Here is a 23,848-nt window from a genome sequence, read left to right as displayed (position 1 = left end):
TGATTGAGTTACAACGAGAACGGCTGAAGTTGAGTTTCTACCAGTGCCGACGAAAACTGATGGTGGGAAAGCTGGCCCTGGATTTGAGCCCTCTGGAAGCAGCTTGGTTGCTAGCGCGTAAATCCAGTGACGGGTCAGGTGGTCCAAATTTAGGGCCGCAGTACACTTCATTGGCTTTGAGCCGGTCATCCGCCAGTAAATACACTTGCAAGAACAAGTCCTCTGGCGTATGTTTGGTAACGGGAGTGGTTTTTCATCGCATCAAAACCTTCCTTTTTTCAAGTAGCAAACGACGTGATTGGGATCTCAAGGATGGCTAGAGTAAAGTTGGGAGGCGAAGCAGGCTTGTATGAATCCCAAAAAAGAAGTCTACCTGAACCGCTTTCTCCTCTTCCACCTAACGGAAAAGGAGAAAACTGTCCTGCTCCTACAGCCTGAGCTTGACCCTCCCCCTCGAAGGGATGACCTTTACCCGCTTCTGGGCCTCCTAGTCGCTAGCACCGGCTCCTGCCACAAATCCCAGTAGAGGGGAGAAATGAGGCCCTTTGTCATTCTTTTAAGAGAAGCCCTCGAGGCGGCCGAGCGGGAGCAGGGAGGGGCTCAGCTTTCCCTTGACGAAAGCTTCCAAAGAGCGGCCGAGGAGCACCTCCGCCTGGCCCAGGAGCTGCGGGATACGGGAGACCCCGTGGCTGAGGCCCTGGCTTTAGGAAGACAGGCCCTTTGGGCCCTGGCCCAAGGGAACCAGGGCGAAGCCTGCCGTCTTCTTCAGCAGGCGGTAGAACTCCACCCGGAGCTGGGGAATGGCCTTGCCCTGAGGCTTGCTGCCCAACTTTGTGTAGAGGAAAGGGCCCTTCTGGAGGAGCAAATCCGGCGGCTGAAAGCGGCGTGGGCGGAAGCCCCCGTGCCCTGCGCCTTCTCCGGGCCCTGGCTGAGCTGCCCCCAGAAGTCTGGAAAGGCCTTTTCCAACCAAGGGCTGTGGGCCGTTCCCGGCAAAGCACGGGGTCCCGAGAGAAAAGGGAATCTGAGGAGAGGTGGGCTGCTCCCAGGGAGCAGGTGCTCCGCTCTGGGCAGCACCCTTCGAGGCCAAGCCGGCCTGGGCCTTCCCGATTCCTTCTGCGCTACAAGGGGCGGAGAGGGGGTGAAGAAGGTGTCTCCCGTGAGCTTGGAACAGCAATGCTTTTTCTGACAACCCGGGATCGCTGGGACTTCCCGACAGGTAGGAGGGGTGTTTACCAGTGGCAAGATCGTGGGGAGTTGCTTCGCCTGGAAAGCAGCGGCGATTTCTCAGATCTTCTGGTAAGCCAAGAGCTAATCCGAATAGCACAAGGCGGGCTGCTGGTCCTTAAGGGGTCCCTCGGAAGCCTCCTATTGCCCCTTCTGCCTTCCATGCCCAACAGACTACAGCTCCCACTCCTGGCCAGGCCCGAGGAAGACATCCGGGCGCAGCTATGGAGCTGGGAAAGCCTGACGCCCCAGCGCTTCCGTTCTGTTTACCGGAAGGCCACACACAGACCAGTACAAGGTTTAAGAGCCTGGTTGTTGTCTCAGTTGAATCAGGAACCACCCCTGGCTGAGGAAGAACGGGAGGAATGGCTCCATATCCTAGAAAGACTCCTTCGTTGAGCCCCGTTCCCCCGTTAGCATCTGCTACTACCGGTACCCCGCTCACCCAAACCGGCCCTGTCCAAATAATCTGTGAGTGTAGGGCCCACTGAAAACCCCTGGGAACCCACAGATTTGCCGCACGTGGGGGGTGCCTCAACTTTTTCAGTTGGGATGTCCTTTTCGAGGGCCGTACCACTGCTCAAGCCCCTCCTAATAACTCTGGATACCCTTCAGGCTTTCGGATAGAGCCTGCAAGCCCCACTCAGCCAGGCGCTGCTGCCAAGGGCCAGGCTCCAATCCCTCCAGGCCCGCGAGGCCGCCACCGCGTGGCGCAGCGAGAGCTCTTCCAGTGGGATATCCCTTGAACCCCTAGCAGCTTGGAGCTCCTCTGCAGGTCCTCGGGGGAAACCTGCCCCAGCCGGGCCTGGGGATCAAAGCGAAAGATCCGGACCATTTTCCTCCGGCGCCACGCCAAGGGCGAAATCCAGGACCGCTCTAGCCAGGCAAACGGCCTCCTCCACCTTGTAGTGCCGGGCCGAAGGGCCCGCCGGGTGGGCGTCGGGATAGCGGGTGGGTCAGAAAGCCCAAGACAAAATCCCCCAAGCCACCCGGCCCTGGGCTGGGCTAGGTGGAGGCCTTTGGGGGCGGCTTCGGCTGCTCAATGGACGGCGAAGCAGGCCTAGGTATGGTCCTCCAGGCCCCCGCGTGACCCGGGGCCCGAAGAGGCCCCTCCCCCGGCCCGGCGCCTACCGGGTGGAGGCAGCTCCCGCAGGCCCCAATCCCCCCTCGCTAGGGGGTGGTGAGCACCACCCCTCCCCGGCCCACGGCTACAAAGCGGCGGTGGCCGTGGGCCACCCCATGGAGGGGGGCGGGGTAGGGGGAGAGGGCCTCCCAAGATCGGCCGTCCTGGGAGGTGAGGAGGCCCCCCCGGGCCCCCACCGCCAGGAACCGGCTCTCCCCGTAGGCCACCCCCAGGAGGTCCTCCTCAGAGATGGGGGGCAGGGCCTCCCACCTTCGGCCGTCCTCCGAGACCAGGAGGGTTCCCCCATCCCCCACAACCGTGTAGCGGCCGGCGCTCCACGCCACCCCCCGGAGGTGGGCCCGGGTGCCCGAGGCCACGGGGGTCCAGGCCAGGCCGTCGGGGGAGCGGTAGACCCTACCCCCAAGCCCCACCGCCACGAACCCGTGCTCCCCGAAGGCCAGGGCGGATACGGTCTCTTCCCCAAAGGCCCTGGCCCCCTGCCACCGCCAACCGTCCTCGGAGACCAGGGCCAAGCCCCCCGATCCCGCGGCTACGAAGCGGCCCCTGCCGAAGGCTACGCCATAGAGCCACTCCCGGGTGTCCAGGGGTACCTGGACCCATCCGCGGCCGTCCCGGGAGGCCAGGAGGATACCGTCCTGGCCCACGGCCACGAAGGTCCCCTTCCCATGGGCCACACCGAGGAGCTTAGCCTGGGTGCCCGTCTCCCTAGGAAGCCAGCGGAGGCCGTCTGCGGAGGCAAGGAGCCGGCCCCTATCCCCAAAGGCCAGGAACCACCCTCCGCCGAAGGCCACCCCATAGAGGGTGGGGGTGGCCTCCAGGAGGTCTCCTAAAGAGCCGGCTGGGGCGGACCGCACGGCCAGGCGGAGCTGGACCACCCTTGCCAGCCCGCCCCGGGCCCCCTTGCCCCTGAGGGTTAGGACGTACTGGTACGGGGGCTCAGTTGGTTTGAACGGTTGCCCCCTTGCCCCTGAGGGTTAGGACGTACTCCCCAGGGGGTAGACCTTCGCCAGCCCAAAGGATGAGGGTTCCCTCCTCCCCGAGGAGGGGGTTGGGCTCCAGAGCGTACCCCAGGCCTCCTGGGGGAGGGGGGCCGGGGTGAAGGAGGCCTGGGGGCCCTTCCAGGCGGAGGGAAACGGGGGCGTAGAACCCCTGCCGCTCCAGGCGGAAGCCCAGGTGGAGGGCCTGCCCTGGCTCCAGGACCGGGGCCTCGGCCTCCGGCCGAAGGCGGAAGTCCCCCACGGGGGCGCAGGCGGCTAGGAGAAGAAGAAGCAGGGGCCACACGGCTCGATCATAGCCCACCCGCTCTCAAGGCCAAATGAAGAGGCTGCCCTAGGCGCCTGCGCATAGACGCAAGGATTTTGAGGCGGCCGCAAGGCTGCCTACCAAGGCGCGCGGGCTGGTCCTAGAATCGGAGCATGAAAGCCTACCTGGGGGTCTACACGGCGCGGTTGGAAATGCCCTGGGTCAGGAGCCTCAAGGAGAAGCGGGCCCTGGTCAAGCCCATCATCGAGCGGCTGCGCGCCCGTTTCCCCGTGTCCGCTGCCCGGCTGGCCGGACAGGACGACCATTGCTGGGAGGTGGTGGGCTTCAGCCTTATCGGGCACGACGGGGTCTGGGTGGAAACCGTTCTGCGCGAGGCGGCCCACTTCATCACCACCCAGGCCGAGTACCGGGTGGTAGAAGCCCAGTGGCACATCGAGGAGGTGAGCCTGGAGGAGCTGCTGCCGGTCCGGCCCTAACTCAGGCCACCGCTTCCAACGCCAGCGCTGCCGAGCCCCCTGTGCCGTGGCAGATGGCGGCCAGGCCCCGGGCCTTGCTGTGGGTGTGCAGGGCGTGGATCAGGGTGACCAGAATTCGGGCGCCTGAGGCCCCGATGGGGTGGCCCAGGGCGATGGCCCCCCCGTGAACGTTGAGCTGCTCCAGGGGCACCCCCAAGAGGCGGTGGAAGAGGATGTTGTTCAGGGCGAAGGCCTCATTGTTCTCGAAGAGGTCGAAGTCGGCCAGGCCAAGCCCCAGCCTTTCCAGAAGCTTGCGCACCGCGGGGATGGGGGCCTCGGGGAAGCGCCAGGGCTCCCCTGCAGCCCAGCTACTGCCCAGAATGCGGGCCAGCGGCTTTAGGCCATAGCGCTGCACCGCCTCAGGGCTGGCCAGAAGCAGGGCCGCGGCGCCATCCGAGATCTGGGAAGCATTCCCGGCGGTGAGCACCCCGTCCTTCCTGAAGGCCGGGCGAAGCGCGGCCAGGGCCTCCAGGGTGGTCTCAGGGCGTACCCCCTCGTCCCTATCCAGCCGCTCCACCCCCTGGCGGGTCCGGATCTCTATGGGAAGTATCTCGCGCGCAAAGTGGCAGGCCGCCTGGGCTTGGGCTGCCCGCTGGTGGGAGGCCAGGGCCACCTCGTCCAGCTCGGTGCGGGTCACACCAAACTCAGCGGCCAGTCGCTCGCTCTGCTCCCCCATGGCCTCGCCGCTGAAGGGGTCGGAAAGCCCGTCGCGCTGGAGGATATCCTGGAGGGGCTCAGGGGCCCCGGCCAGGTACCGGTAGCCCCAGCGGGCCCGGGCCGAAAGGTAAAACCCAGCCTGGCTCATGGACTCCATACCCCCCACCAGGACCAGCTCGGCATCCCCCCCACGGATGGCCAGCGCCCCGTTGGCCACCGCCTGCAGCCCCGAGGCGCAGACCATATCCACCGCGTAGGCGTCCACGGTGTTGGGGATTCCAGCCCGGAGGGCGGCCTGCCTTGGGGGTAGCTGCCCGTGCCCGGCCCGTAAGACCTGGCCGAACACGACCAGATCCAGCGCGGCCCCCTCCACCCCGGCCTGCTCGAGCGCCCCCCGCATCACGTGGGCGCCCAGCTCCACCGGAGAAAAATCCCTCAAAGCCCCCCCAAAGCGGCCAATCGGGGTGCGCACCGCCGCCACCACGTAGACCTCGCGCATACCGCTATCTTAGCACCCCAAAGGGGACCGTCCCTACAGCGCCTCCACGAAGCGCGCTGCCGTTTTGGCCCGCACCTCCTCCAGGCTGGCCCCCGGCATCAGCTCCAGCAGGGTGAGCCGGCCCTCGGGGTAGCCGAAGACCGCCAGCTCGGTAATCACCAGGTCCACCGCTTTCCTCGCGGTAAGGGGCAGGTCACAGCGCGGAACAATCTTGGACGAGCCGTCGGGGTTGGTGTGGGTCATGGTGATGATGAGCCGGCGGGCCCCGCTGGCCAGGTCCATGGCCCCGCCCACCCCCAGAAGGGGCTTGCCCGGTATGGCCCAGTTGGCCAGATTGGCCTCCTCGTCCACCTGCAGGCCGCCCATGATGGCCACGTCCACATGCCCCCCGCGAATCATGGCGAAGGAGTCGGCGCTGTCGAAGTAGCTGGCCCCCGGCAGGGCGGTGACGGGAATCTTCCCGGCGTTGACGGGGTAGTCCATGGCCCCGCCGGTCTTGGGGGAAGGCCCCACCCCCAGCATCCCGTTCTCGGTGTGGAGGATGATGCCCATCTCAGGGGTGATCAGGTCGGCCACCAGGGTGGGGATGCCGATGCCCAGGTTGACCACATCGCCTGGCTTTAGCTCCCGCAGGGCCCTTTGGGCCATGGCCAGCCGCTTAGGGTCTACCTTCCTGGCCTCCACCGAGGCCGAGGAGCCCAGGAACTCCGGCGTCATCCTGGCCTCCACCAGGTAGTCCACGTAGCAGCCCGGGGTGTGGATGTGGTTGGGGTCGAGCTCGCCCACCGGCACAATCTGCTCCACCTCGGCAATCACCAGGTCGGCGGCGGTGGCCATGGCCTTGTTGAAGTTCTGCTCGGTCATGCGGTAGACCAGGTTCCCCGCGGTATCGGCCTTCCAGGCCCGAATGAAGGCCACATTGCCGCGGATGGGCTCTACCAGCACGTACTCCTTGCCCCCGATCACGCGGGTCTCGCGCCCTTTGGCCAGCAGGGTGCCGGCGGCGGTAGGGGTGTAGAACCCCCCCAGCCCGGCCCCTCCGGCCCGCAGGGCCTCGGCCAGCGAGCCCTGGGGCAAAAGCTCGACCTCGAGCTCCCCCCTTAGCGCCGCCTCCACCGCCTCGGGGTTGGAGGTGAAGTAGGAGCCGATGGCCTTTTTAATCTGCCCGTTGCGCAACAGCCGCCCCCCGCCCAGCCCGGCCTCGCCCACGTTGTTGCCCACGTAGGTCAGGTTCTTCACCGGGCGCTCGGCCAGCGCGTGCAAAAGGTGCACCGGGTTGCCGGTCATGCCAAAACCGCCCACCAACAGCACGTCGCCGTCCTTGACCATGGCGGCGGCCTCCTCAGCGGTAATCTGTGGAACGCGTTTCAAGTTTCCTCCCCCAGCAAAGCCTGGGCCCAGGCCAGCACCGCCTGGGCAAACTGCGGCCCGGCGCCCAGGTAGTCCTCTTCCCGAAAAGCCGCCCAGGCCACCGGGGCATCTACCCGGGCCCGCACGGCCTCCACCAGGTGAACCTCGCCTGCCTTTACCTCCTGTGCGGCCTGGCGCACGAGGGATTTGGCCCGTTCCATCCCCAGGTGGGGGGCCAGGGCAAACTGCAAAGCCTCGGCCAGCAGAAGCCCTTTGGAGGCCTTCAGGTTGGCCCGCATCCGCGCCTCGTCCACCACCAGATTCTGGCTCAGGGCCAAAGCCTGCCTGAGGGCGGTGGCGGTGTGGGCCAGCATCTGCGGCAGGGTGAGCCACTCGAGCTGCCACCCGTGCGTGGCCCGCTCGTGCTCGGCCACCAGGGCCTGGTGCATGGCCGAAAGCAGCGCGGCGTTGGCCCGCGCCGCTGCCAGCACCACCTCGCTTTGCACCGGGTTGCTCTTCTGCGGCATGGTGGAAGAGCCGCCCCGCTCTGCCTCGGCGCTCTCGCGCACCTCGGCCACCTCGCTTTGGGCCAGGAGCAGGATGTCCTGGGCCATCTTGGCCAGGCTGCCCGTAACCAGCGAGAGCCAGCCCGCCAGCTCGGCCAGGTTGTCGCGGGCGGTGTGCCAGGGGATGGGGGGCACCCCGAGCCCGAGCCGCCGGGCCAAAGCCGCCTGCACCAAAGGGCCCTTCTCCCCCAACGCGGCCAGGGTGCCCACCGCCCCCCCGAGCTGCACCACCAGCAGCCGCTCCTTCAGAGGCCCCAGCCGCTCCAGGTGCCGCAGCAGAGGGGCCATCCAGCCCGCCACCTTGAAGCCAAAGGAAATGGGCAGGGCCTGCTGGGCGTGGGTGCGCCCGGCCATGGGGGTCTGGAGGTGCTTTCGGGCCAGGCGGGCCAGGTGGCCCAGGGTCTGACGCAGATGGCGCTCCAACAGGGCCAGCGCCTCGCGCAGCCGCAGCACCAAGGCGGTATCCAGGATGTCCTGGGTGGTGGCCCCGTAGTGCACATAGCGCTCGTGCGGGGGCCCCACCGCCGCCCTAAGCGCGGCCACCAGGCCGGCCACCGGCACCCCGTCGCGCTCGGTGGCGCGGGCCAGGGCCGCCCAGTCGGGAACAAAGCCCAAAGTAGCGCTTTCGATGGCTCTGGCGGCCTCTTGCGGAATCACCCCCAGCTCGGCCTGGGCCAGGGCCAGGGCCCGCTCCACCTCCAGCATGGCCTTTAGGTGCTGCTCGTCGGAAAAAAGGGCCAAGAGCCCCGGCTCGGCGAAGACCTGGGCGAAGATTCGACTCTCGGCGGGCAGGTAGGGCATGGCTAGAGGTCGAAGAAAATGGTTTCCTGCGGCCCTTGCAGGTGGATGTCCCAGCGGTAGACCACCCCTGCCGGGGTCAGGTGGCGCCGGGCCACCAGGGTCTCCCGGCGGGCCGGGTCGAGGCTGGCGAAGAGGGGGTCCTGGGTGTTGTCGTGGTCGGAGAAGTAGACCCGGCTCACCGCGTGGATCAGCATCCCCCGGGCAAAGACCCGCACCGCGATGCAGGGCACCGGGCTGGGGGGTACCGGCCCCGGCTTGATGGTGCGGAACCAGAAGCCCTCCCCCGTGGTGCCCGAGCGGCCAAAGCCGCGGAAGTGGGGGTCGCTCAGGGCATACTGGGGGTCGGCAGGGTGGCGAAAGCGACCCTGGGCGTCGGCCTGCCAGATCTCCACCAGCGCGTCGTCCACCGGCACGCCGTCGCCGTCCAGCACCTGCCCGCGCAAAAGGATGTGCTCGCCTTGGGTTTTTTCGTTCACCAAAACGTTCCCCCCCTCGCGCACCAGGCCAAAGGCGAAGAAGGGGCCTACGGTCTGACTGGGCGACTGGGGGCGCATCAGGGTTCCTCCTCGAAGTAGGTGCGGTCGTAGCCGGCCAGCACGATGTCAAAGCGGTAGCCCAGGGCCCACTCGGGGCGGGTGGTCTCGAGGTCGAAGCTGGCAATAAGCCGCTCGCGGGCCTTGATGTTGGGGATGCCCTGGTAGATGGGGTCGTACTTGAGCAGGGGGTCGCCGGGAAAGTACATCTGGGTCACCAGCCGCTCGCTGAAGTTGCGCCCGATAAGGGAGAAGTGGATGTGGGCGGGCCGCCAGGCGTTGTGGTGGTTGCGCCAGGGGTAGGCCCCCGGCTTGATGGTGATGAAGCGGTAGTAGCCCTGGTCGTCGGTGAGGGTGCGCCCGGCCCCCACGAAGTTGGGGTCCAGGGGGGCGTCGTGCTGGTCGTTTTTGTGGATGTAGCGGCCCGCGGCGTTGGCCTGCCAGATTTCAATCAGGACGCCCGGCACCCCCCGGCCGCTCTCGTCCAGCACCCGGCCTGTGACGATGATCCGCTCGCCCAAAGGCTCGCCGTTTTTGGCGGCGTTCCGGGTTAGGTCGTGGTCGAGGGGGCCGATATCCCCCTCGCCGTAGACCGGGCCGGTACGCTCCAGCAGCGAGGCTGGCAGCGGCACCAGCGGGTGGTGCGGTGCCCGGCGCACGGTGGCCACGTAGGGGCTGTACAGGTAGGGGGGCTGGACGCTCCAGTCCAAAACGCGGTGGGGACTCTCGCTGTGGCTCATAACCTCTCCTCGAACACCTCCTTGGCAATTGCAAAGGCCCGGTTGGCCGCCGGCACCCCGGCGTAGACCGCGACCTGCAAGAACACCTCGCGCACCTCCTCAAGGCTCACCCCCGTGTGGGCGGTGGCCCTGAGGTGCAGGGCCAGCTCGTGCTCGTGGCCCAAAGCGGCCAGCAGGGCCAGGGTGAGCAGGTGGCGGGTTTTGCGCTCCAGGCCCTCCCGACCCCAGACCGCCCCCCAGGCGTACTCGGTGATGAAGCGCTGAAAATCGGCGTCCAGGGAAGTGGCGCGGGCCTGGGCCCGGGCCACGTGGGCCTCGCCCAGCACCGCTCGACGAATCTGCAGTCCCCGCTCAAACCGGTCGTCCACCGTACACCTCCAAAAAAGCCCGCAGCTCGGCCAGGGTGGCCTTGGGCTGTTCGATGCAGGGCAGGTGGGCCGCTCCCTCAATGAGCCGCAGCGGGGCCCTGAGCTCCTGGGCCAGGGCCTGCGAAAGCGCGGGCGGGGTGGCCGGGTCTTGGGCCCCGCAGAGCACCAGCGCGGGGGCCCGCACCCCTCCCAGGCCTCCCCGCAAATCGGCGTCGCGCAGGGCCGCGCAGGTGCCGATGTACCCCTCTACTGGGGTGCGGGCCAGCATGTGGTAGTAGCCGGTGGCCTCGGCGGGCTTTTCCTGGAAAAAGGCCGGGGTGAACCAGCGGGCTACTACCCCCCTGGCCACCTCGGCCAGCGAGGTCTCCTGGATGGCCCTAATGCGCTCGTTCCAGCTCTCCACGCTGCCGATGCGGGCCCCGGTGTCCATCAGCACCAGGGCCCGGGTGCGTTCGGGGTAGCTGCGGGCGAACTCGAGGGCAATCATCCCCCCCACCGAGATGCCCACCAGGCTGGCCTGCTCGATGCCCAGGTAACCCAGGAGGGCCCTGAGGTCCTGGGCGTGGTCGGCCAGGGTGTAGGGGGGTGGAGGGGCTTCGGAAAGGCCGTGGCCGCGCTTGTCGTAGCGCAGCACCCGGAAGTGGGACCAGAGCCCTGCAGCCTGGTAGTCCCAGATGCGCAGGTCGCTGCCCAGCGAGTTGATGAAAACCACCACCGGGCCCTCACCCTCGAGCCGGTAGTGCAGGGTCAGGCCGTTGATCTGAGCGAAACGGGTCATGCGCCCCCCTCAAATCCCCAAAAGCGGCACCAGCGAGGCCGCTGCCTGCCGCAGCACCGGCAGCATGCGCCCCAGCAGCTCTTCCGGGCTTACCCGCGCCGCCTGTACCCCGATGTTCATGGCCGCCAGCACCTGCCCGCGGGCGTTCTGCACCGGTACGGCTATGGAGCGCAGGCCCAGCTCGAGCTCCTGGTCCACCAGGGCAAACCCCTGCGCGCGCACCCGGGCCAGCTCCTGCTTGAGCCGGGCGGGGTCGGTCAGGGTGTGGGGGGTAAGGGGGCGCAAGGGGGTGCGGGCCAGGTAGGCCTCGAGCGCCGCCGGCTCCAGCGCTGCGAGCAGCACCCGGCCCATCGAGGTGCAGTAGGCCGGCAGCCGGCTCCCTACCCCAAGCCCCACCGAGACCACCCGCCGGGTGGCGGCGCGGGCAATGTAAACGATCTCCCCCCCATCCAAAATGCTGGCCGAGCAGGACTCGCCAAGCTGCCCGCTCACCTCCTCCAGCACCGGCTGCAACAGGCGCGGCAAGGGGGTGGAGGAAAGGTAGGCGTGCCCCAGGCTCAGAATCCTGGGGGTTAGCCAGAACTGCTTACCGTCGGTGGCCATGTAGCCCAGGGCGCATAGGGTCAGCAGCGAGCGCCGGGCCGTGGCCCGGGTGAGGCCGGTCAGTCGGGCCACCTCGCTGATGGTAAGCCGCTCGTGCTGCTCGTCGAAGCAGCGGATTACCGCCAGGCCTCGAGCCAAGGCCTCCACGAAGAAGTCCTCGCCCGCTTCGGGGTCCTTCACCAGCGGTGGTACAGGCACGGGGGGATTCATGGGCCAGAGTATAGCACGGCTTGTTCGACATGTGAACAGTGTTCGCTTAGCGAACAAAACCCTCCAGTCCCAAATAGCTAGACGCCCCCCTTGTCCCCCACCAACAACGACTTGATGCGCAGGATGTGCTGCTCGATGAGGGCCACCGCCTCGGCCTGCTGCCCCGCGGCAATGAAGCGGCACAGGGCCCGGTGCTCGGCAAAGCTCTGCTCGCGCCGGTCGGGGTACTTCTGGAAGATGCGCATGGCAATGCGGTAGAGCATCTCCTGCTGGCGCTCCAGGGCCTGCAGGATGGGCCGGTTGCCCAAAAGGGTGGCCAGAAACTTGTGAAAGGCCATATCGGCCTGTACCAGGGCCTGACGGCTGCTTGCGGGGTCGTGCACCACCCGGGCCTGTTCGGCAAGCTGGGCCTCCAGGGCCTGGGCCCGCTCTGGGCTGGGGGCGGCGGCCAGGCGACGCACCACGAAGCTTTCCAGGGCCAGACGAAAATCAATGAAGTCCAGGATGTCCTCAAAGGTCAGGGCCAGCACCACAATGCCCTGCTGCGGCGAGACCCGCACGTAGCCTTCGTGCTCGAGGCGGGCGATGGCCAGCCGCACCGGGGTCTTGCTCATACCCAACCGCTCGGCCAGGCTGCGCTCGGAAAGAAAGCTGTTGGCCGGGACCTCTTCGTCCAGGATGAGCTGCTTAATGCGCCAGTAGGCCTGCTCGCGCAGGGGGAGGGCCTCGAGGGATGCCGGGGTCATGAGTCCAGTCTAGTTCAAATCTCACTGAGATGCCAGTTGAATTTTAGTAGGACTTCGAGTATAGTAACCCCACTTCGCTTACAACCAGGTCATTTCCCAACCCTGCTGTAAGCCGAAGAACAAAGGGAGGAACGCATGAAACGCTGGTGGACGTTTGTCTTGACCTTGATAGTGGCGCTCCTTGGGCTCGGGCTGGCGCAGCGCTACCCCGTGCGCCCGGTTACGCTGATCGTGCCCTGGTCGCCTGGGGGCTCCACCGACCTCACTGCAAGGGCTCTGGCCCCTATTCTGGAGAAAAACCTGGGGGTGCCCTTCCAGGTGGTCAACCGCACCGGCGGGGGTGGCGCCGTAGGTCACGGGGCTATTGCCCAGGGCCGCCCCGACGGTTACACCATCGGCATCATCACCTTAGAGGTCGTGCTGCCCCCCTGGGTTGCCCAGACCAGGATCGACGCCGAACAGTTCACCCCAGTCTCGCTTCTGGTGCTGAACCCGGTGGCCATCGTGGTGCGCAGGGATGCTCCTTGGCGCAGCGTGCAGGAGCTGGTGGCCGACATCAAACAGAACCCCGGCAGGTACAAGGCCTCCGGCACCGCCAAGTGGGGTTCCTACGACTTTGCCCGGCTGGGCTTTTTGAGGGCCATTGGGGCCAGGGAAAACGCCCTGCCCTGGGTGCCCGCGCAGGGGGCCGCGGCGGCGCTGCAGGAACTTATCGCCGGTGGGGTCAACGTGGCCTTTGTGGCCATCGGCGAGGCCAGTGCTTTGGTTAGGTCCGGCGAGGCCCGCTTCCTGGCCTTCATGACCGATAGGCGCTTCCCCAGCTTCCCCGATGTACCCACCCTCAAGGAATTGGGCATAGACTGGACCTTTGCCTCCTTCCTGATGGCCGCCGCACCCAAGTACACCCTGCCCTCGGTGGTGGATGTACTCGACAAGGCCTTTGCCAAAGCCGTACAAGACCCCGAGTTCGTGCGCTTCATGAACAACGCCAACCTGGTCATCAACCACCTCGACCGAAAAGCCAGCCTGGCCTTCCTGCAGGAGCGCACCCGGGCCATGCAGCAAATTGTGCAGGAGCTTGACCTCAGGTTCTAAAAGGGGCTCCACGTGCCAACCGAACGCTTCTGGGAACGCGTCACAGCTCTGCTGGCCATAGCCCTGGGTACGGCTGCCCTCCTCCTCAGCCAAGGCCTGCCGCAGATGGAGGGGGGCTACCCCGGCCCGGCCTTGTTTCCCAGCATCCTGGGAGTGGTGCTGCTCTTGAGCGGCGCGGGGCTTTGGTGGGAAGGGCGGGGAAGCAAGGCAGGGCTCCAGGGCGGTGAGGGCCGGGTGCTGCTAGCCCTTGTGGCCCTGGCCCTGGCCCCCTGGCTGCTAAGGCTGGTGGGGCTAAGCCTGACCGCCGGACTTTACGCTCTGGCCGGGGCCTGGCTTTTGGGAACACGCCCCCTGGGAGCCCTGCTCACCGGCGGAGGGGTGGCCTTGCTGGTCTACCTGGCCTTCCAGCGCATCCTGGGGGTGCAGGGATGAGCTTCCTGAGCCCGGAAGCTTTGCTGGCTTTGCTGCTGGGGTCGCTGTACGGAGCTATCTTCGGGGCCATTCCCGGCCTTACCGCTACCCTGGCCATCAGCCTGGCCATTCCCATCCTACTCTTTTTGGGCCCAGAGGTGGCCCTGGCCGCCCTCATCGGCATCACCGCCACCGCCATTTTCGCCGGAGATATCGGCTCGGTGCTGGTGCGGATGCCCGGCACCCCGGCCTCGGCGGCCTACGCCGAGGAACTGCACGAGGTGGCCAAAAAGCGCTCCCCTGCCTTCGCTCTGGGGCTTTCGGCCCTGCCCTCGGCCGTTGGCAGCCTGATAGGGCTGGGCTTTTTGGTGGTGGGCTCGCTGGGGCTGGTGGCCATCGCCCGGCAGTTTTCCTCCTTCGAGTACTTCTGGCTGGTGCTCTTGGGCATCCTGAGCGGCATTCTGGCGGTGCCCCGGGTGTGGAAAGGGGCCATCGCCTTTGCCCTGGGGATGCTCCTGGCCACCATCGGCTACGACCCCGCCCTGGGCAACCCCCGCTTCACCTTTGGCCAGCGCGACCTGCTGGGGGGCATCGACTTTATCGTGGCCCTGATCGCCTTCTTTGGGGTGAGCGAGGTGCTGCACCACCTGCTCCACGGTCCACGCGCATCGAGCCCCCACGCCGAGGGGCTGGGGCGGGGTTCGGTCTTCCGAAGGTACTTTTTTGAAGCCGGGCGGTTATGCTGGAAAGAGCGCGGAAGCCTGGCGCGTTCCTCGGTGCTGGGTACCTTCGTGGGCTTTTTGCCGGGGGCCGGCTCGGATATAGCCGCCTGGATTTCCAGCAACCTGCGCCGGATGCGCAAGGGCCGCCCGGAACAAGTAGCCCTGGACGGCAGCAGCGCCAACAACGCGGCGGTGGCCGGGGCCTGGATTCCGGCCATGGCCCTGGGGCTACCTGGCGATACCCTCACCGCCATCCTGCTGGGGATGTTCCTGGCCATGGGCATCACCCCCGGCCCGGAGCTCTTCAACAAGCACGGGGCCCTGGTGGTACAGATTTACCTGGCCTTCTTCTTGGCGAGCGCGGTGCTGATGCCTTTGGGGGGCTACCTGAGCGCTTTGGTGGTGCAAAGCCTGCTCCGGATTCCCATGCGGGTGCTGATGGGGGCAGTGCTGGGGCTATGTGTGGTGGGGGCGTATGCCGTCAACAACAACCCCTTCGACCTCTATTTGCTGGCGGTGCTGGGCGCTTTGGGCTTTGTGCTGCGGCAGGGGGGCTTCCCCCTGGGGCTGGTGGTGCTGGGGATGGTGCTGGGGCCTTTGCTGGAGCAGCACTTCATGGTCAGCATGATCAAGACCCACTGGAACCTCCTGAGCTTCTTCGAGCGGCCCTTGGCCCTTGTGCTGGCCTTTTTGAACCTGGCCATGGTGGTGGGGGTGCTGGGCCTTCGGCTGGGCTGGTGGGGATGGCTGCGCCTGCCGGCGAAGGAGCGGGCCTGATGCAAGCGGTGGTACTGGAGGACTTCGAGAAGCTAACCCTGCAGGAGGTGGCCCCCCCTAGGGAGGGCGGGGTGCTGCTGCAGGTGGCGGCCTGCGGCGTGTGCGGCAGCGACCTGAGCGTCTACAAGGGCACCCCGGCCATGCGGGCCCGCTGGCGCCCACCCTTGGTGCTGGGGCACGAGATTGCCGCAACGGTGCTGGAAGGCCCTGAGGACTGGGTGGGCCGGGCCGTAGCGGTGAACCCGCTGGTGGCCTGCGGGCGCTGCGACCATTGCCGCCGGGGGCTTTCCAACCTCTGCGCCCGGCGCACCAACGTGGGCTTTCACCACTGGGGGGGGTTTGCCCAGCAGATCCGGCTGCCCCTGGCGCAGCTCTACCCCTTGCCGGAGGGCCTGCCCCTTTGGAAGGGGGCTTTGTGCGAGCCGTTGGCGGTGGCCTTGCGGGCGGTGGAGCTTTTAGGGCCGGTGCTGGGGCGGCGGGTGCTGGTGCTGGGCGGGGGGGCCATTGGCGCCCTGGCGGCCTGGCTCCTGGCCCGGGCCGGGGCGCGGGTCTGGGTGGCCGAACGCAACCCCCTGCGGCAGCAGTGGCTGGCCAGGCTTGGCTTCATCGAAAGGGTTTTGGAAAAGCCGGAGGGCCCCTTCGAGCGGGTGATGGACTGTGTGGGCAGCCAAGCCACCCTGGGCCTGGCCGTGAACGCAGCGGAACCGGGGGGCACGGTGGTGCTGGTGGGCCTCGAGGCCACCGAAGCCCCTTTGCCCCTGCAACGGGTGGTGCTGCAAGAAATTGCCCTCAAGGGGGCCTACGTCTTCACCCACGACGACTTTGCCCGCGCGGTGGAGCTGGTGGCCCATCTGCCCGAGGAGCTGGCGGTGGTGCGGCCCTTCAGCGCTTTTCAGGAGAGCTTTACCGAGCTCCTGGAGGGCCGGCTGGCCCAGCCCAAGGTAGTGCTGGTGTGGTGAGGAGGAGCGGGATGTTCAAAACCTCCATCGCCACCGTATCGCTGAGCGGCGACCTGCGGAGCAAGCTCGAGGCCATCGCCCAGGCCGGCTTCGAGGGGGTGGAGCTTTTCGAGCAAGACCTGCTCACCTTCGACGGCCCCCCCAAGGCGGTGGGGGCCTTCATCCGCGAGCTGGGCCTTAAGCTGGTGGCCTTCCAGCCCTTCCGCGACTTCGAGGGCCTGCCCGAGCCCGAGCGGAGCCGGGCTTTCGAGCGGGCCTTGCGCAAGTTCGACCTGATGGAAGCGCTGGGCACCGAGTTGCTCCTGGTCTGCTCCAACGTCTCGCCCAAGAGTCTGCCGGGCCTCGAGCGGGCCGCCGAGGACCTCTATGAGCTGGGCGAGCTGGCCCGTGCGCGGGGGATGCGGGTGGGCTTCGAGGCTTTGGCCTGGGGGCGGCACATCCACGACTACCGCGACGCCTGGGAGGTGGTGCGCCGGGCCGATCACCCCGCGGTGGGCACCATCCTGGACAGCTTCCACATCCTTTCCCAGGGGCTGCCCCTCTCCGGAATTCCCCGCATCCCGCCGGAGAAGATTTTCCTGGTGCAGGTGGCCGACGCCCCCCGGCTGGAGATGGGCCTGCTGCCCTGGAGCCGCCACTTCCGCAACCTGCCGGGCCAGGGCCAGCTTCCCCTGCAAGACTTCATGCAGGCCCTAACCGACGCGCGCTACGAGGGCTATATATCGCTGGAAATCTTCAACGACCAGTTTCGCTCAGCGCCCCCCCGCGAGGTGGCCCAGGACGGCTACCGCTCCCTCATCTACCTGCAAGAACTGCGCGAACCGGGGCGCCTTCCGCGGCCTGGGTGCCTGGGGGTGGGCTTTGTGGAGTTTGCCCTCGACGAAAGCGAGGCCGCCGAACTGGAAGACCTGCTTGTGCGAATGGGCTTTGCCTGCACCCACCGCCACCCCACCCGGCAGATTCGGGTGTGGCAGCAAGGGCAGGTTCGCCTGGTGGTGAACGCCGAGAGCGAGGGCTTTGCCCACAGCTACCACCTGCTGCACGGCCCTGCGGTGTGCGCGCTGGGCCTCGAGGTCACCCACCTGCCCCAGGCCCTGGCCCGGGCCCAGGCCTACCGGGTGCCCACCCTGGCGCCCGGCGACTGGCCCCTACCGGCCCTGCCCGGGCTAGAGGGCAGCCTCCTCTACCTGCTCGAGCCCACCTCGCCCTGGCTGGCCGAACTGGAGCCTTTGGCCCCCCCGCCCGAGGTTCCCCACCTGCTCCGCATTGACCACCTGGCCCAGGTCATGCCCCCGGCCCAGCTCCTCTCCTGGCGGCTCTTCTACCGAAGCGTGCTGGGCCTGGAACCCCGCGACCTGACCGAAATCCCCGATCCCCAGGGCCTCATCGAGAGCCAGGCCTTAGAAAGCCCGGATGGCCGCCTGCGCCTGGTGCTCAACGCCTCGCAGCACCACGAGACCCTGGCCGCCCGCTTTTTGAGCGCTTACTACGGCGGTGGGGTGCAGCACATCGCCCTGGAGACCCAGGACATCTTCGCCACCCTCGAGGCCCTGCGGCAAAACGGGCTCGAAACCCTGCCCATCCCCGAGAACTATTACCTCGACCTCGAGGCCCGCTACGGCCTGGACGAAGCGCTCTTAGAGAAACTCAAGCAGCACCACATTCTCTACGAGCAGAGCGAAGAGGGCGAGTTCTTCCAGGCCTATACCCAGACCTTTGGCAACCTCTTCTTCTTCGAGATCGTGCAAAGGCGAAACTATGGCGGCTACGGTGCCACCAACGCCTCGGTGCGCATCGCCGCCCAGGTGCGGCAGCTCAGGGGGTAAGGACCCGCTCAGGCTGGTGGATGCCCGCCTTCTTGTCGTTCAGAAAACCACCCCCAAAGCCCCGCCGCAGGGCCACGATCTCGGCCAGGGCAGACAGGGCGATTTCCTCCGGGCTTTCCGCACCGATGTCAACCCCGATAGGGTTGCGCAGACGGGCTAGCTGCTCGGCGGTAGGCACAAAGCCTTCTGCCGCCAAAGCCTCCAGCATCCGCTCCAGCCGGCTCCTGGGCCCCAGCACCCCCACGTAGCGGGCCGGGGAGGCCAGGGCGAAGCGCAGGGCTTTGCGGTCGATCTCCAGCTGATGGTTCATCACGATCACATGGTGGCGGGGCGTGAGCCGCACCTTGCGCTCGAACTCCTCGGGGGAGGCCTCCACTGTCTGGCAGCCTTCGAATCCCTCGAGCAGCTCGGGCCGCGCGTCCACCACTGTAACCCGAAAGCCCAGCACCAGGGCCTGGTGGGCCATGGGCCTGGCATCGTGGCCTGCTCCGAAGAGCACCAGCTCGGGAATGGGACTCGAAACATCGAAGAAGACCTCTGCCTCCTCTACATAGCGGGTGGTGGGGCGGGAGGTGACCCTTTGCATCTGCTGCGCTATGCGCAGCACCTGGGCCTGAAGCTCTGGGGGGGCGATCTGGCCCTCCACCCTGCCGTCGGGCCTGAGCCAGAGCCGTCCCTCCCCCCCACTCAAAACCGTGGCCAGCACCGAGGGCTCGGCCTCGGTGCTCTCCAAAAGCCAGCGGTACAGCAGGCTCTGGCCGTCCACCGGCTCCACCCAGACCTCCACCGTGCCCCCGCAGCCCGGCCACCAGGTCTTGTCCTCGGCGTAATCAAAGACGGTGCGCTCCGGCCTGCCCCGGGCCAGCATCTGCATGGCCCGCTCGATCATCTCCTGCTCCAGGCACCCCCCAGAGATCATGCAGACCGAAACGCCGTCCTCCCGCACCAGCATCTTAGCCCCCTCGCGCCGATAGGCCGAGCCGATCACCCGCACCACGGTGGCTACAGCCGTCGCCTTACCCTCGGCCCAGGCCGCCTCGAGGGCCTCCAGCAAAGCCCTGGCTTCGTTGGCCATATCTGGCACCAGCTTAGCCGCCCAGCCGGCAGGCCATACCCGGGTAGCTCACATTCAGTGTGAGCTGGAACCACATTTGCAAATCTCACCCAATAAGGCGTATAGTTCAGACAAAGCAGGCCTATTCCGAACCAGCCGGTCGTCAAGCGGGAACCAGCGGCTTTGCAAGGAGGCTCGAATTGCCCATTTACTGCCCCGCGCTTCCAGACCCCAAGACCCTGTATGGCCTCAGGGATGGCGGCGAGGGCCCGCCCTAAGAGGCCAGGCTCGAGGCACAACCCCCACATCTTTAGAGGAGGGCCCTATGGCAGAGAAAGTGAACATCAAGGTCAAGGTAAACGGAAAAACCTACGAGAGCCAAGTTGAGCCCCGGCTTTTGCTGGTGCACTACCTGCGCGAGCACCTGGGCCTTACGGGCACCCACGTGGGCTGTGACACCAGCCAGTGCGGGGCCTGTGTGGTGCATGTGGACGGCCAGGCGGTGAAGTCCTGCACCATGTTCGCCGTCCAAGCCGACGGCTCGAGCATCACCACCATCGAGGGTCTGAGCGCCGACGGCAAGCTGCACCCCGTGCAGGAGGGCTTCTGGGAGATGCACGGCCTCCAGTGCGGCTTCTGTACCCCGGGCATGATTATGACCGCGGTGGACCTCCTCAACAGGAACCCCAACCCCACCGAGGCCGAGATCCGGCACGCCCTGGAGGGCAACCTCTGCCGCTGCACCGGGTACCACAACATCATCCGGGCGGTGCAGTACGCAGCCCAGAAGATGGCTAAAGCCGAGATTGTCGCTGCTGCCGACTAGAGGAGGAGGGTATGGCTGAGAAGTTCTTTGGCAAGGCCATGAAGCGGGTGGAGGACCCCCGCTTCATCACCGGCACCGGAAACTACACCGATGACCTTACCCTCCCCGGCATGGTGCACGCCGCCATGGTGCGCTCCCCCTACGCCCATGCCCGCATCAAGCGGATCGACGCCAGCAAGGCCCTGGCCCTGCCCGGGGTGCTAGCGGTGATCACCGGCCAGGAGATGATCGAGGCTGGCATCAAGAGCATCCCCACCGGCTGGCTCCACCCCGGCATCAAGACCCCGCCCCACTTCGCCATCACCCCCGACAAGGCCCGGCACGTGGGGGACATCGTGGCCGCGGTGGTGGCCGAGACCCGCCAGATCGCCGAGGACGCGGCCCAAATGGTAGAGGTGGAGTACGAGCCCCTGCCCGCGGTGGCCCTCGGCAGCGAGGCGCTCAAGCCGGGTGCCCCAGCGGTCCACGACGAAATCCCCGACAACATCTGCTTCACCTGGAGCATCGGGGACAAAGCCGCGGTAGACGCCGCCTTTGCCAGCGCCTACAAGACGGTCAAACTCAAACTGCGCAACAACCGGCTGGTGCCGAGCGCTATGGAGCCCCGGGCCTCGCTGGCCCAGTACCACCGGGCCACCGAGGAGTACACCCTCTACACCACCAGCCAGAACCCCCACATCCACCGCCTCATCATCTCGGCCTTTGTGATGGGCATCCCCGAGCACAAGCTGCGGGTGATTGCCCCCGACGTGGGCGGGGGGTTCGGCTCCAAGATCTACCAGTACCCCGAGGAGATCATCGTCCTCTACGCGGCCAAGAAACTGGGCCGGCCCGTCAAGTGGACCGCCCGGCGCTCGGAGAGCTTCGTGATGGACTCCCACGGGCGCGACCACGAGACCGAGGCCGAGATGGCGGTGGACCAGAACGGCAAAATCCTGGCCATCCGGGTGAATACCATCGCCAACATGGGCGCCTACCTGACCACCTTCGCCCCGGCGGTGCCCACCTACCTCTACGGCTGCCTGCTGGCCGGGCCCTACACCACCCCCCACATCTACTGCCACGTGACCGCCCCCTTCACCCACACCACGCCCGTGGACGCCTACCGGGGGGCCGGGCGGCCCGAGGCCACCTACCTGCTGGAGCGGCTGGTGGACCTGGCCGCCCAGGAGCTGGGCATGGACCCGGTGGAGCTGCGGCGCAGGAACCTGATCCCCCCCGACGCCTTCCCCTACCAGACCCCGGTGGCCTTGGTCTACGACTCGGGCAACTACGAGGCAGCCCTGGACCGGGCCTTGGAGATGGCGGACTACCCGGCCCTGCGCAAGCAGCAGGAGGAGCTGCGCAAGCAGGGGCGCTACATCGGGATCGGGGTGGCCACCTACATCGAGGCCTGCGGGCTGGCCCCCTCGGCCCTGGTGGGGAGCCTGGGGGCCCAGGCGGGGCAGTGGGAAAGCGCCTTGGTGCGGGTGATGCCCACCGGCAAGGTGGAGGTCTTTACCGGCACCCATAGCCACGGCCAGGGGCACGAGACCGCCTTTGCCCAGGTGGTGGCCGACGAGCTGCAGATCCCGGTGGAGGACGTGGTGCTGGTCCACGGGGACACCGGCCGGATGCCCTATGGCTGGGGCTCCTACGGCTCCCGCTCGGCGCCTACGGGCCTCTCGGCCATCGTGCTGGCGGCCCGCAAGATCGTGGACAAGGCCAAGCGCATCGCCGCGCACCTCTTGGAGGCGGCCCCCGAGGACATCGTGCACGAGGACGGGAAGTTCATGGTCCGCGGGGTGCCCGACCGGGCCAAGACCTTCTTCGACATCGCCCTGCAGGCCCACCTGGCCCACAACTACCCGGCCGACCTCGAGCCTGGCCTCGAGGCCACCCACTTCTACGACCCCAAGAACTTCGTCTATCCCTTCGGCACCCACATCGCGGTGGTAGAGGTGGACCCCGACACCGGCAAGGTCAAGCTCCTGCGCTACCTCTCGGTAGACGACTGCGGCCCCGTCGTCAACCCCCTGATCGCCGAGGGCCAGGTGCACGGCGGCATCGCCCAGGGCCTGGGCCAGGCCCTGCTGGAGGAGGCCGTCTACGACCAGGAGGGCCAGTTCCTGAGCGGCAACTACCTGGAGTACGCCCTGCCCCGGGCCGACGACATGGTGCAGATTGAACACGACCACACCGTGACCCCCTGCCCGCACAACCCCCTGGGAATCAAGGGCATCGGCGAGGCCGGGACCATCGCCTCTACTGCTGCGGTGGCCAACGCGGTGATGGACGCCCTGCGGCCCTTCGGCATCCGGCACCTGGACATGCCCTACACCCCGGAGAAGGTCTGGCAGGCCATCCACGGAAGCCGGCTGGCCCAGGCCGCCGACTAAGGAGGAAGCATGTACACCGCTGCCTTCAACTACAAGCGCGCCAACAGCCTGGCAGAGGCCCTGGCCCTTCTGCAGCAAGACCCGGAGGCCAAGCTCCTGGCGGGGGGGCACAGCCTGATCCCGGCCATGAAGCTGCGCCTGGCCGCCCCCTCCACCCTGATCGACATCTCCCGGCTGCCCGAGCTCAAGGGGGTGCGCAGGGAGGGCGACACCCTGGTGGTGGGGGCGGCCACCACCTACCGCGAGCTCGAGGACAACCCCCTGGTCAGGGAACACTGCCCCCTCCTGCCCCAGGTGCTCCAGCACGTGGGCGACCCCGCGGTGCGGAGCAAGGGCACATTAGGGGGCTCGCTGGCCCATGCCGACCCCGCCGCCGACCTGCCTGCGGCCATGCTGGCCCTGGGCGCGCGGATGAAGGCCATGGGGCCCACGGGCAGCCGGGTCATCGAGGCCGATGAGTTCTTCACCGGCATGTTCAGCACGGCCCTGAACGAGAAGGAAATCCTAACCGAGATCCACATTCCCATCCGGTCTGGGGCCAAAACAGCCTACGCCAAGTTCCCCCACCCCGCGAGCCGCTATGCCATCGTGGGGGTGGCGGTGGTGGTGGACGGGGGCACGGTGCGGGCCGCGGTCACCGGGGCCGGCGAGCACGCCATGCGCCTCACCAAGCTGGAGGAGGCTCTTTCCGGAAAGGAGCTGACCGCCGAAAACATCGCCCAGGCCTGTCAGAACCTTCTCTCCCCTGAGGCGCTCAACGAGGACCGTGCCGCCTCGCGCACCTACCGCGCCCACCTGGTGGACGTGATGGCCAAGCGCGCCCTGATGCAAGCCCTGGGGCTCTAAGGACCGGCTTGGTGATGGGGGCCGGTGCACCCCGGCCCCTTTTGTGTGAAGATGGAAAACATGCTGCCCACCTCCGTGGAGGAAACCCAAAAGGCCCTCGAGGCACACCAGTACATCGCCGATAAGGGGCTTGCGGTGGCGGTCTTTCTGGCGCTCAGGCTCGAGCGGCCCCTACTTCTAGAGGGCGAGCCCGGGGTAGGCAAGACCGAGATCGTGAAGGTGCTGGCCCGGGTCCTGGGCACCCGCCTGATCCGGCTCCAGTGCTACGAGGGGCTGGATGTGAGCAGCGCGGTCTACGAGTGGGACTATGCGCGGCAGATGCTCCAAATCCGGCTTTTGGAGGCCGCAGGGGAGCGGAGCCAGGAGCGAATCCACCAGGAGGTCTTCGGCCCCAACTTTCTCCTCAAACGCCCCCTGCTCCAGGCCCTGGAAAGCCAGAACGGCAGGCCCCCGGTGCTCCTGATAGACGAGATTGACCGGGCCGATGAGGAGTTCGAGGCCTTTTTGCTGGAGTTCCTCTCCGACTGGCAAATTACCGTGCCCGAGGTGGGCACCCTCAGGGCCGAGCGCCCCCCGGTGGTGGTCATCACCTCGAACCGCACCCGCGAAATCCACGATGCCCTGAAGCGGCGCTGCATGTACTACTGGATTGACTACCCGAGCTTCGAGAAGGAGTACCGCATCGTGCGCCAGAAGGTGCCCGGCGTGCCCGAAAAGCTGGCCCAGCAGGCGGTGGCCTTCGTGCAGGCCCTCCGCCAACAGGACCTGTACAAGGCCCCGGGGGTCGCCGAAACCCTGGACTGGGCGGCCTCGCTGCTCGCTTTGGGCCAGACCGAGCTCACCGAAGGGGTGGTGGAGGAAACCCTGGGCGCGCTCCTCAAGTACCAGGACGACGTGCTCAAGACCAAAAGCCAGGTGCGCGACCTCCTGGCCCGGGCCCAGGTCTCGGTCTAGGAG

Annotated in this window: 23 protein-coding genes; 11 read left to right on the top strand and 12 right to left on the bottom strand. The window is 67.2% G+C overall.

What is annotated here, in order from left to right:
- On the top strand, positions 1–320 hold a 320-nt coding region (locus DV704_RS12365; protein WP_233498340.1), incomplete at its 5' end, for a hypothetical protein.
- Between the two features lie 2,074 nt (positions 321–2,394).
- Here DV704_RS12365 and DV704_RS12480 read toward each other — a convergent pair.
- Together DV704_RS12480 and DV704_RS12475 are read right to left on the bottom strand one after the other, a co-directional pair.
- Positions 2,395–3,243, bottom strand: coding sequence for a hypothetical protein (locus tag DV704_RS12480; protein WP_114799653.1), 849 nt, complete (start codon positions 3,241–3,243; stop codon positions 2,395–2,397).
- 61 nt (positions 3,244–3,304) lie between these two features.
- Positions 3,305–3,649: a hypothetical protein gene (locus tag DV704_RS12475; RefSeq protein WP_114799652.1), complete on the bottom strand. Its 345-nt coding sequence runs from the start codon at positions 3,647–3,649 to the stop codon at positions 3,305–3,307.
- 134 nt (positions 3,650–3,783) lie between these two features.
- On the opposite strand from DV704_RS12475, the gene DV704_RS11120 reads away from it, so the two are divergent.
- Positions 3,784–4,107 carry a DUF503 domain-containing protein gene (locus tag DV704_RS11120; RefSeq protein ID WP_114799651.1) on the top strand — a complete coding sequence of 108 codons (324 nt, stop codon included), beginning with the start codon at positions 3,784–3,786 and terminating at the stop codon, positions 4,105–4,107.
- A 1-nt stretch (position 4,108) separates the two neighbouring features.
- On the opposite strand, the gene DV704_RS11115 is transcribed toward DV704_RS11120, so the two are convergent.
- From DV704_RS11115 to DV704_RS11075, 9 genes are all read right to left on the bottom strand, one after another.
- Positions 4,109–5,302 (bottom strand): thiolase family protein, encoded by a 1,194-nt coding sequence (locus DV704_RS11115; RefSeq protein WP_114799650.1) that lies wholly within the window; start codon positions 5,300–5,302, stop codon positions 4,109–4,111.
- Between the two features lie 33 nt (positions 5,303–5,335).
- On the bottom strand, positions 5,336–6,673 hold the full coding sequence (locus DV704_RS11110) for a 3-oxoacid CoA-transferase (protein WP_114799649.1): 1,338 nt from the start codon (positions 6,671–6,673) through the stop codon (positions 5,336–5,338).
- Positions 6,670–8,019 carry a 3-carboxy-cis,cis-muconate cycloisomerase gene (gene pcaB / locus DV704_RS11105; protein ID WP_114799648.1) on the bottom strand — a complete coding sequence of 450 codons (1,350 nt, stop codon included), beginning with the start codon at positions 8,017–8,019 and terminating at the stop codon, positions 6,670–6,672. Before pcaB ends, DV704_RS11110 begins: the two co-directional genes overlap by 4 nt.
- A 2-nt stretch (positions 8,020–8,021) precedes the next feature.
- A complete protein-coding gene (gene pcaG, locus DV704_RS11100) occupies positions 8,022–8,573 on the bottom strand; it encodes a protocatechuate 3,4-dioxygenase subunit alpha (RefSeq protein ID WP_114799647.1) in 552 nt (183 codons plus the stop codon).
- Positions 8,573–9,292, bottom strand: a complete 720-nt coding sequence (gene pcaH / locus DV704_RS11095; protein ID WP_114799646.1) for a protocatechuate 3,4-dioxygenase subunit beta — start codon at positions 9,290–9,292, stop codon at positions 8,573–8,575. The genes pcaG and pcaH overlap by 1 nt, the downstream gene beginning before the upstream one ends.
- On the bottom strand, positions 9,289–9,660 hold the full coding sequence (gene pcaC, locus DV704_RS11090; RefSeq protein ID WP_114799645.1) for a 4-carboxymuconolactone decarboxylase: 372 nt from the start codon (positions 9,658–9,660) through the stop codon (positions 9,289–9,291). The genes pcaH and pcaC overlap by 4 nt, the downstream gene beginning before the upstream one ends.
- Complete coding sequence (gene pcaD, locus DV704_RS11085) at positions 9,644–10,438, bottom strand: 3-oxoadipate enol-lactonase (protein WP_114799644.1); 795 nt, start codon at positions 10,436–10,438, stop codon at positions 9,644–9,646. Before pcaD ends, pcaC begins: the two co-directional genes overlap by 17 nt.
- A gap of 9 nt (positions 10,439–10,447) precedes the next feature.
- Positions 10,448–11,251: an IclR family transcriptional regulator gene (locus tag DV704_RS11080; protein WP_114799643.1), complete on the bottom strand. Its 804-nt coding sequence runs from the start codon at positions 11,249–11,251 to the stop codon at positions 10,448–10,450.
- A gap of 77 nt (positions 11,252–11,328) precedes the next feature.
- Positions 11,329–11,997, bottom strand: coding sequence for a GntR family transcriptional regulator (locus DV704_RS11075; RefSeq protein WP_114799642.1), 669 nt, complete (start codon positions 11,995–11,997; stop codon positions 11,329–11,331).
- Positions 11,998–12,132: 135 nt separating this feature from the next.
- Between DV704_RS11075 and DV704_RS11070 the strand changes: the two genes are divergently transcribed.
- The 5 genes from DV704_RS11070 to DV704_RS11050 are packed head-to-tail and all read left to right on the top strand — an operon-like array spanning position 12,133 to position 17,787.
- A complete protein-coding gene (locus tag DV704_RS11070; protein WP_114799641.1) occupies positions 12,133–13,092 on the top strand; it encodes a tripartite tricarboxylate transporter substrate binding protein in 960 nt (319 codons plus the stop codon).
- Positions 13,093–13,104: 12 nt separating this feature from the next.
- Positions 13,105–13,524 (top strand): tripartite tricarboxylate transporter TctB family protein, encoded by a 420-nt coding sequence (locus DV704_RS11065; RefSeq protein ID WP_114799640.1) that lies wholly within the window; start codon positions 13,105–13,107, stop codon positions 13,522–13,524.
- Positions 13,521–15,002: a tripartite tricarboxylate transporter permease gene (locus tag DV704_RS11060; RefSeq protein WP_114799639.1), complete on the top strand. Its 1,482-nt coding sequence runs from the start codon at positions 13,521–13,523 to the stop codon at positions 15,000–15,002. The genes DV704_RS11065 and DV704_RS11060 overlap by 4 nt, the downstream gene beginning before the upstream one ends.
- Positions 15,002–15,961, top strand: a complete 960-nt coding sequence (locus DV704_RS11055) for a zinc-binding dehydrogenase (RefSeq protein WP_114799656.1) — start codon at positions 15,002–15,004, stop codon at positions 15,959–15,961. The genes DV704_RS11060 and DV704_RS11055 overlap by 1 nt, the downstream gene beginning before the upstream one ends.
- An 11-nt stretch (positions 15,962–15,972) precedes the next feature.
- Positions 15,973–17,787 (top strand): bifunctional sugar phosphate isomerase/epimerase/4-hydroxyphenylpyruvate dioxygenase family protein, encoded by a 1,815-nt coding sequence (locus DV704_RS11050; protein WP_114799638.1) that lies wholly within the window; start codon positions 15,973–15,975, stop codon positions 17,785–17,787.
- Here DV704_RS11050 and DV704_RS11045 read toward each other — a convergent pair.
- Positions 17,777–18,862, bottom strand: coding sequence for an XdhC family protein (locus DV704_RS11045; RefSeq protein ID WP_114799637.1), 1,086 nt, complete (start codon positions 18,860–18,862; stop codon positions 17,777–17,779). The genes DV704_RS11050 and DV704_RS11045 overlap by 11 nt on opposite strands.
- A gap of 304 nt (positions 18,863–19,166) precedes the next feature.
- Here DV704_RS11045 and DV704_RS11040 point away from each other — a divergent pair, with 304 nt between their 5' ends.
- From DV704_RS11040 to DV704_RS11025, 4 genes are read left to right on the top strand one after another with little or no spacing between them, the layout of a single operon-like run.
- A complete protein-coding gene (locus tag DV704_RS11040) occupies positions 19,167–19,667 on the top strand; it encodes a (2Fe-2S)-binding protein (protein ID WP_114799636.1) in 501 nt (166 codons plus the stop codon).
- A gap of 11 nt (positions 19,668–19,678) precedes the next feature.
- Entirely contained in the window at positions 19,679–22,045 is a 2,367-nt protein-coding gene (locus tag DV704_RS11035; RefSeq protein WP_114799635.1) for a xanthine dehydrogenase family protein molybdopterin-binding subunit, read from the top strand.
- 9 nt (positions 22,046–22,054) lie between these two features.
- A complete protein-coding gene (locus tag DV704_RS11030; protein WP_114799634.1) occupies positions 22,055–22,891 on the top strand; it encodes a xanthine dehydrogenase family protein subunit M in 837 nt (278 codons plus the stop codon).
- A 60-nt stretch (positions 22,892–22,951) separates the two neighbouring features.
- On the top strand, positions 22,952–23,845 hold the full coding sequence (locus DV704_RS11025; RefSeq protein WP_114799633.1) for a MoxR family ATPase: 894 nt from the start codon (positions 22,952–22,954) through the stop codon (positions 23,843–23,845).
- Positions 23,846–23,848 lie beyond the last annotated feature (3 nt).

The organism is Meiothermus sp. QL-1 (assembly GCF_003351145.1).
In the GTDB taxonomy this organism is placed as follows: Bacteria; Deinococcota; Deinococci; order Deinococcales; family Thermaceae; genus Meiothermus.
The sequence above is the reverse complement of the archived record's forward strand: the minus strand, read 5'-3'. Positions and strand labels throughout refer to the sequence as shown.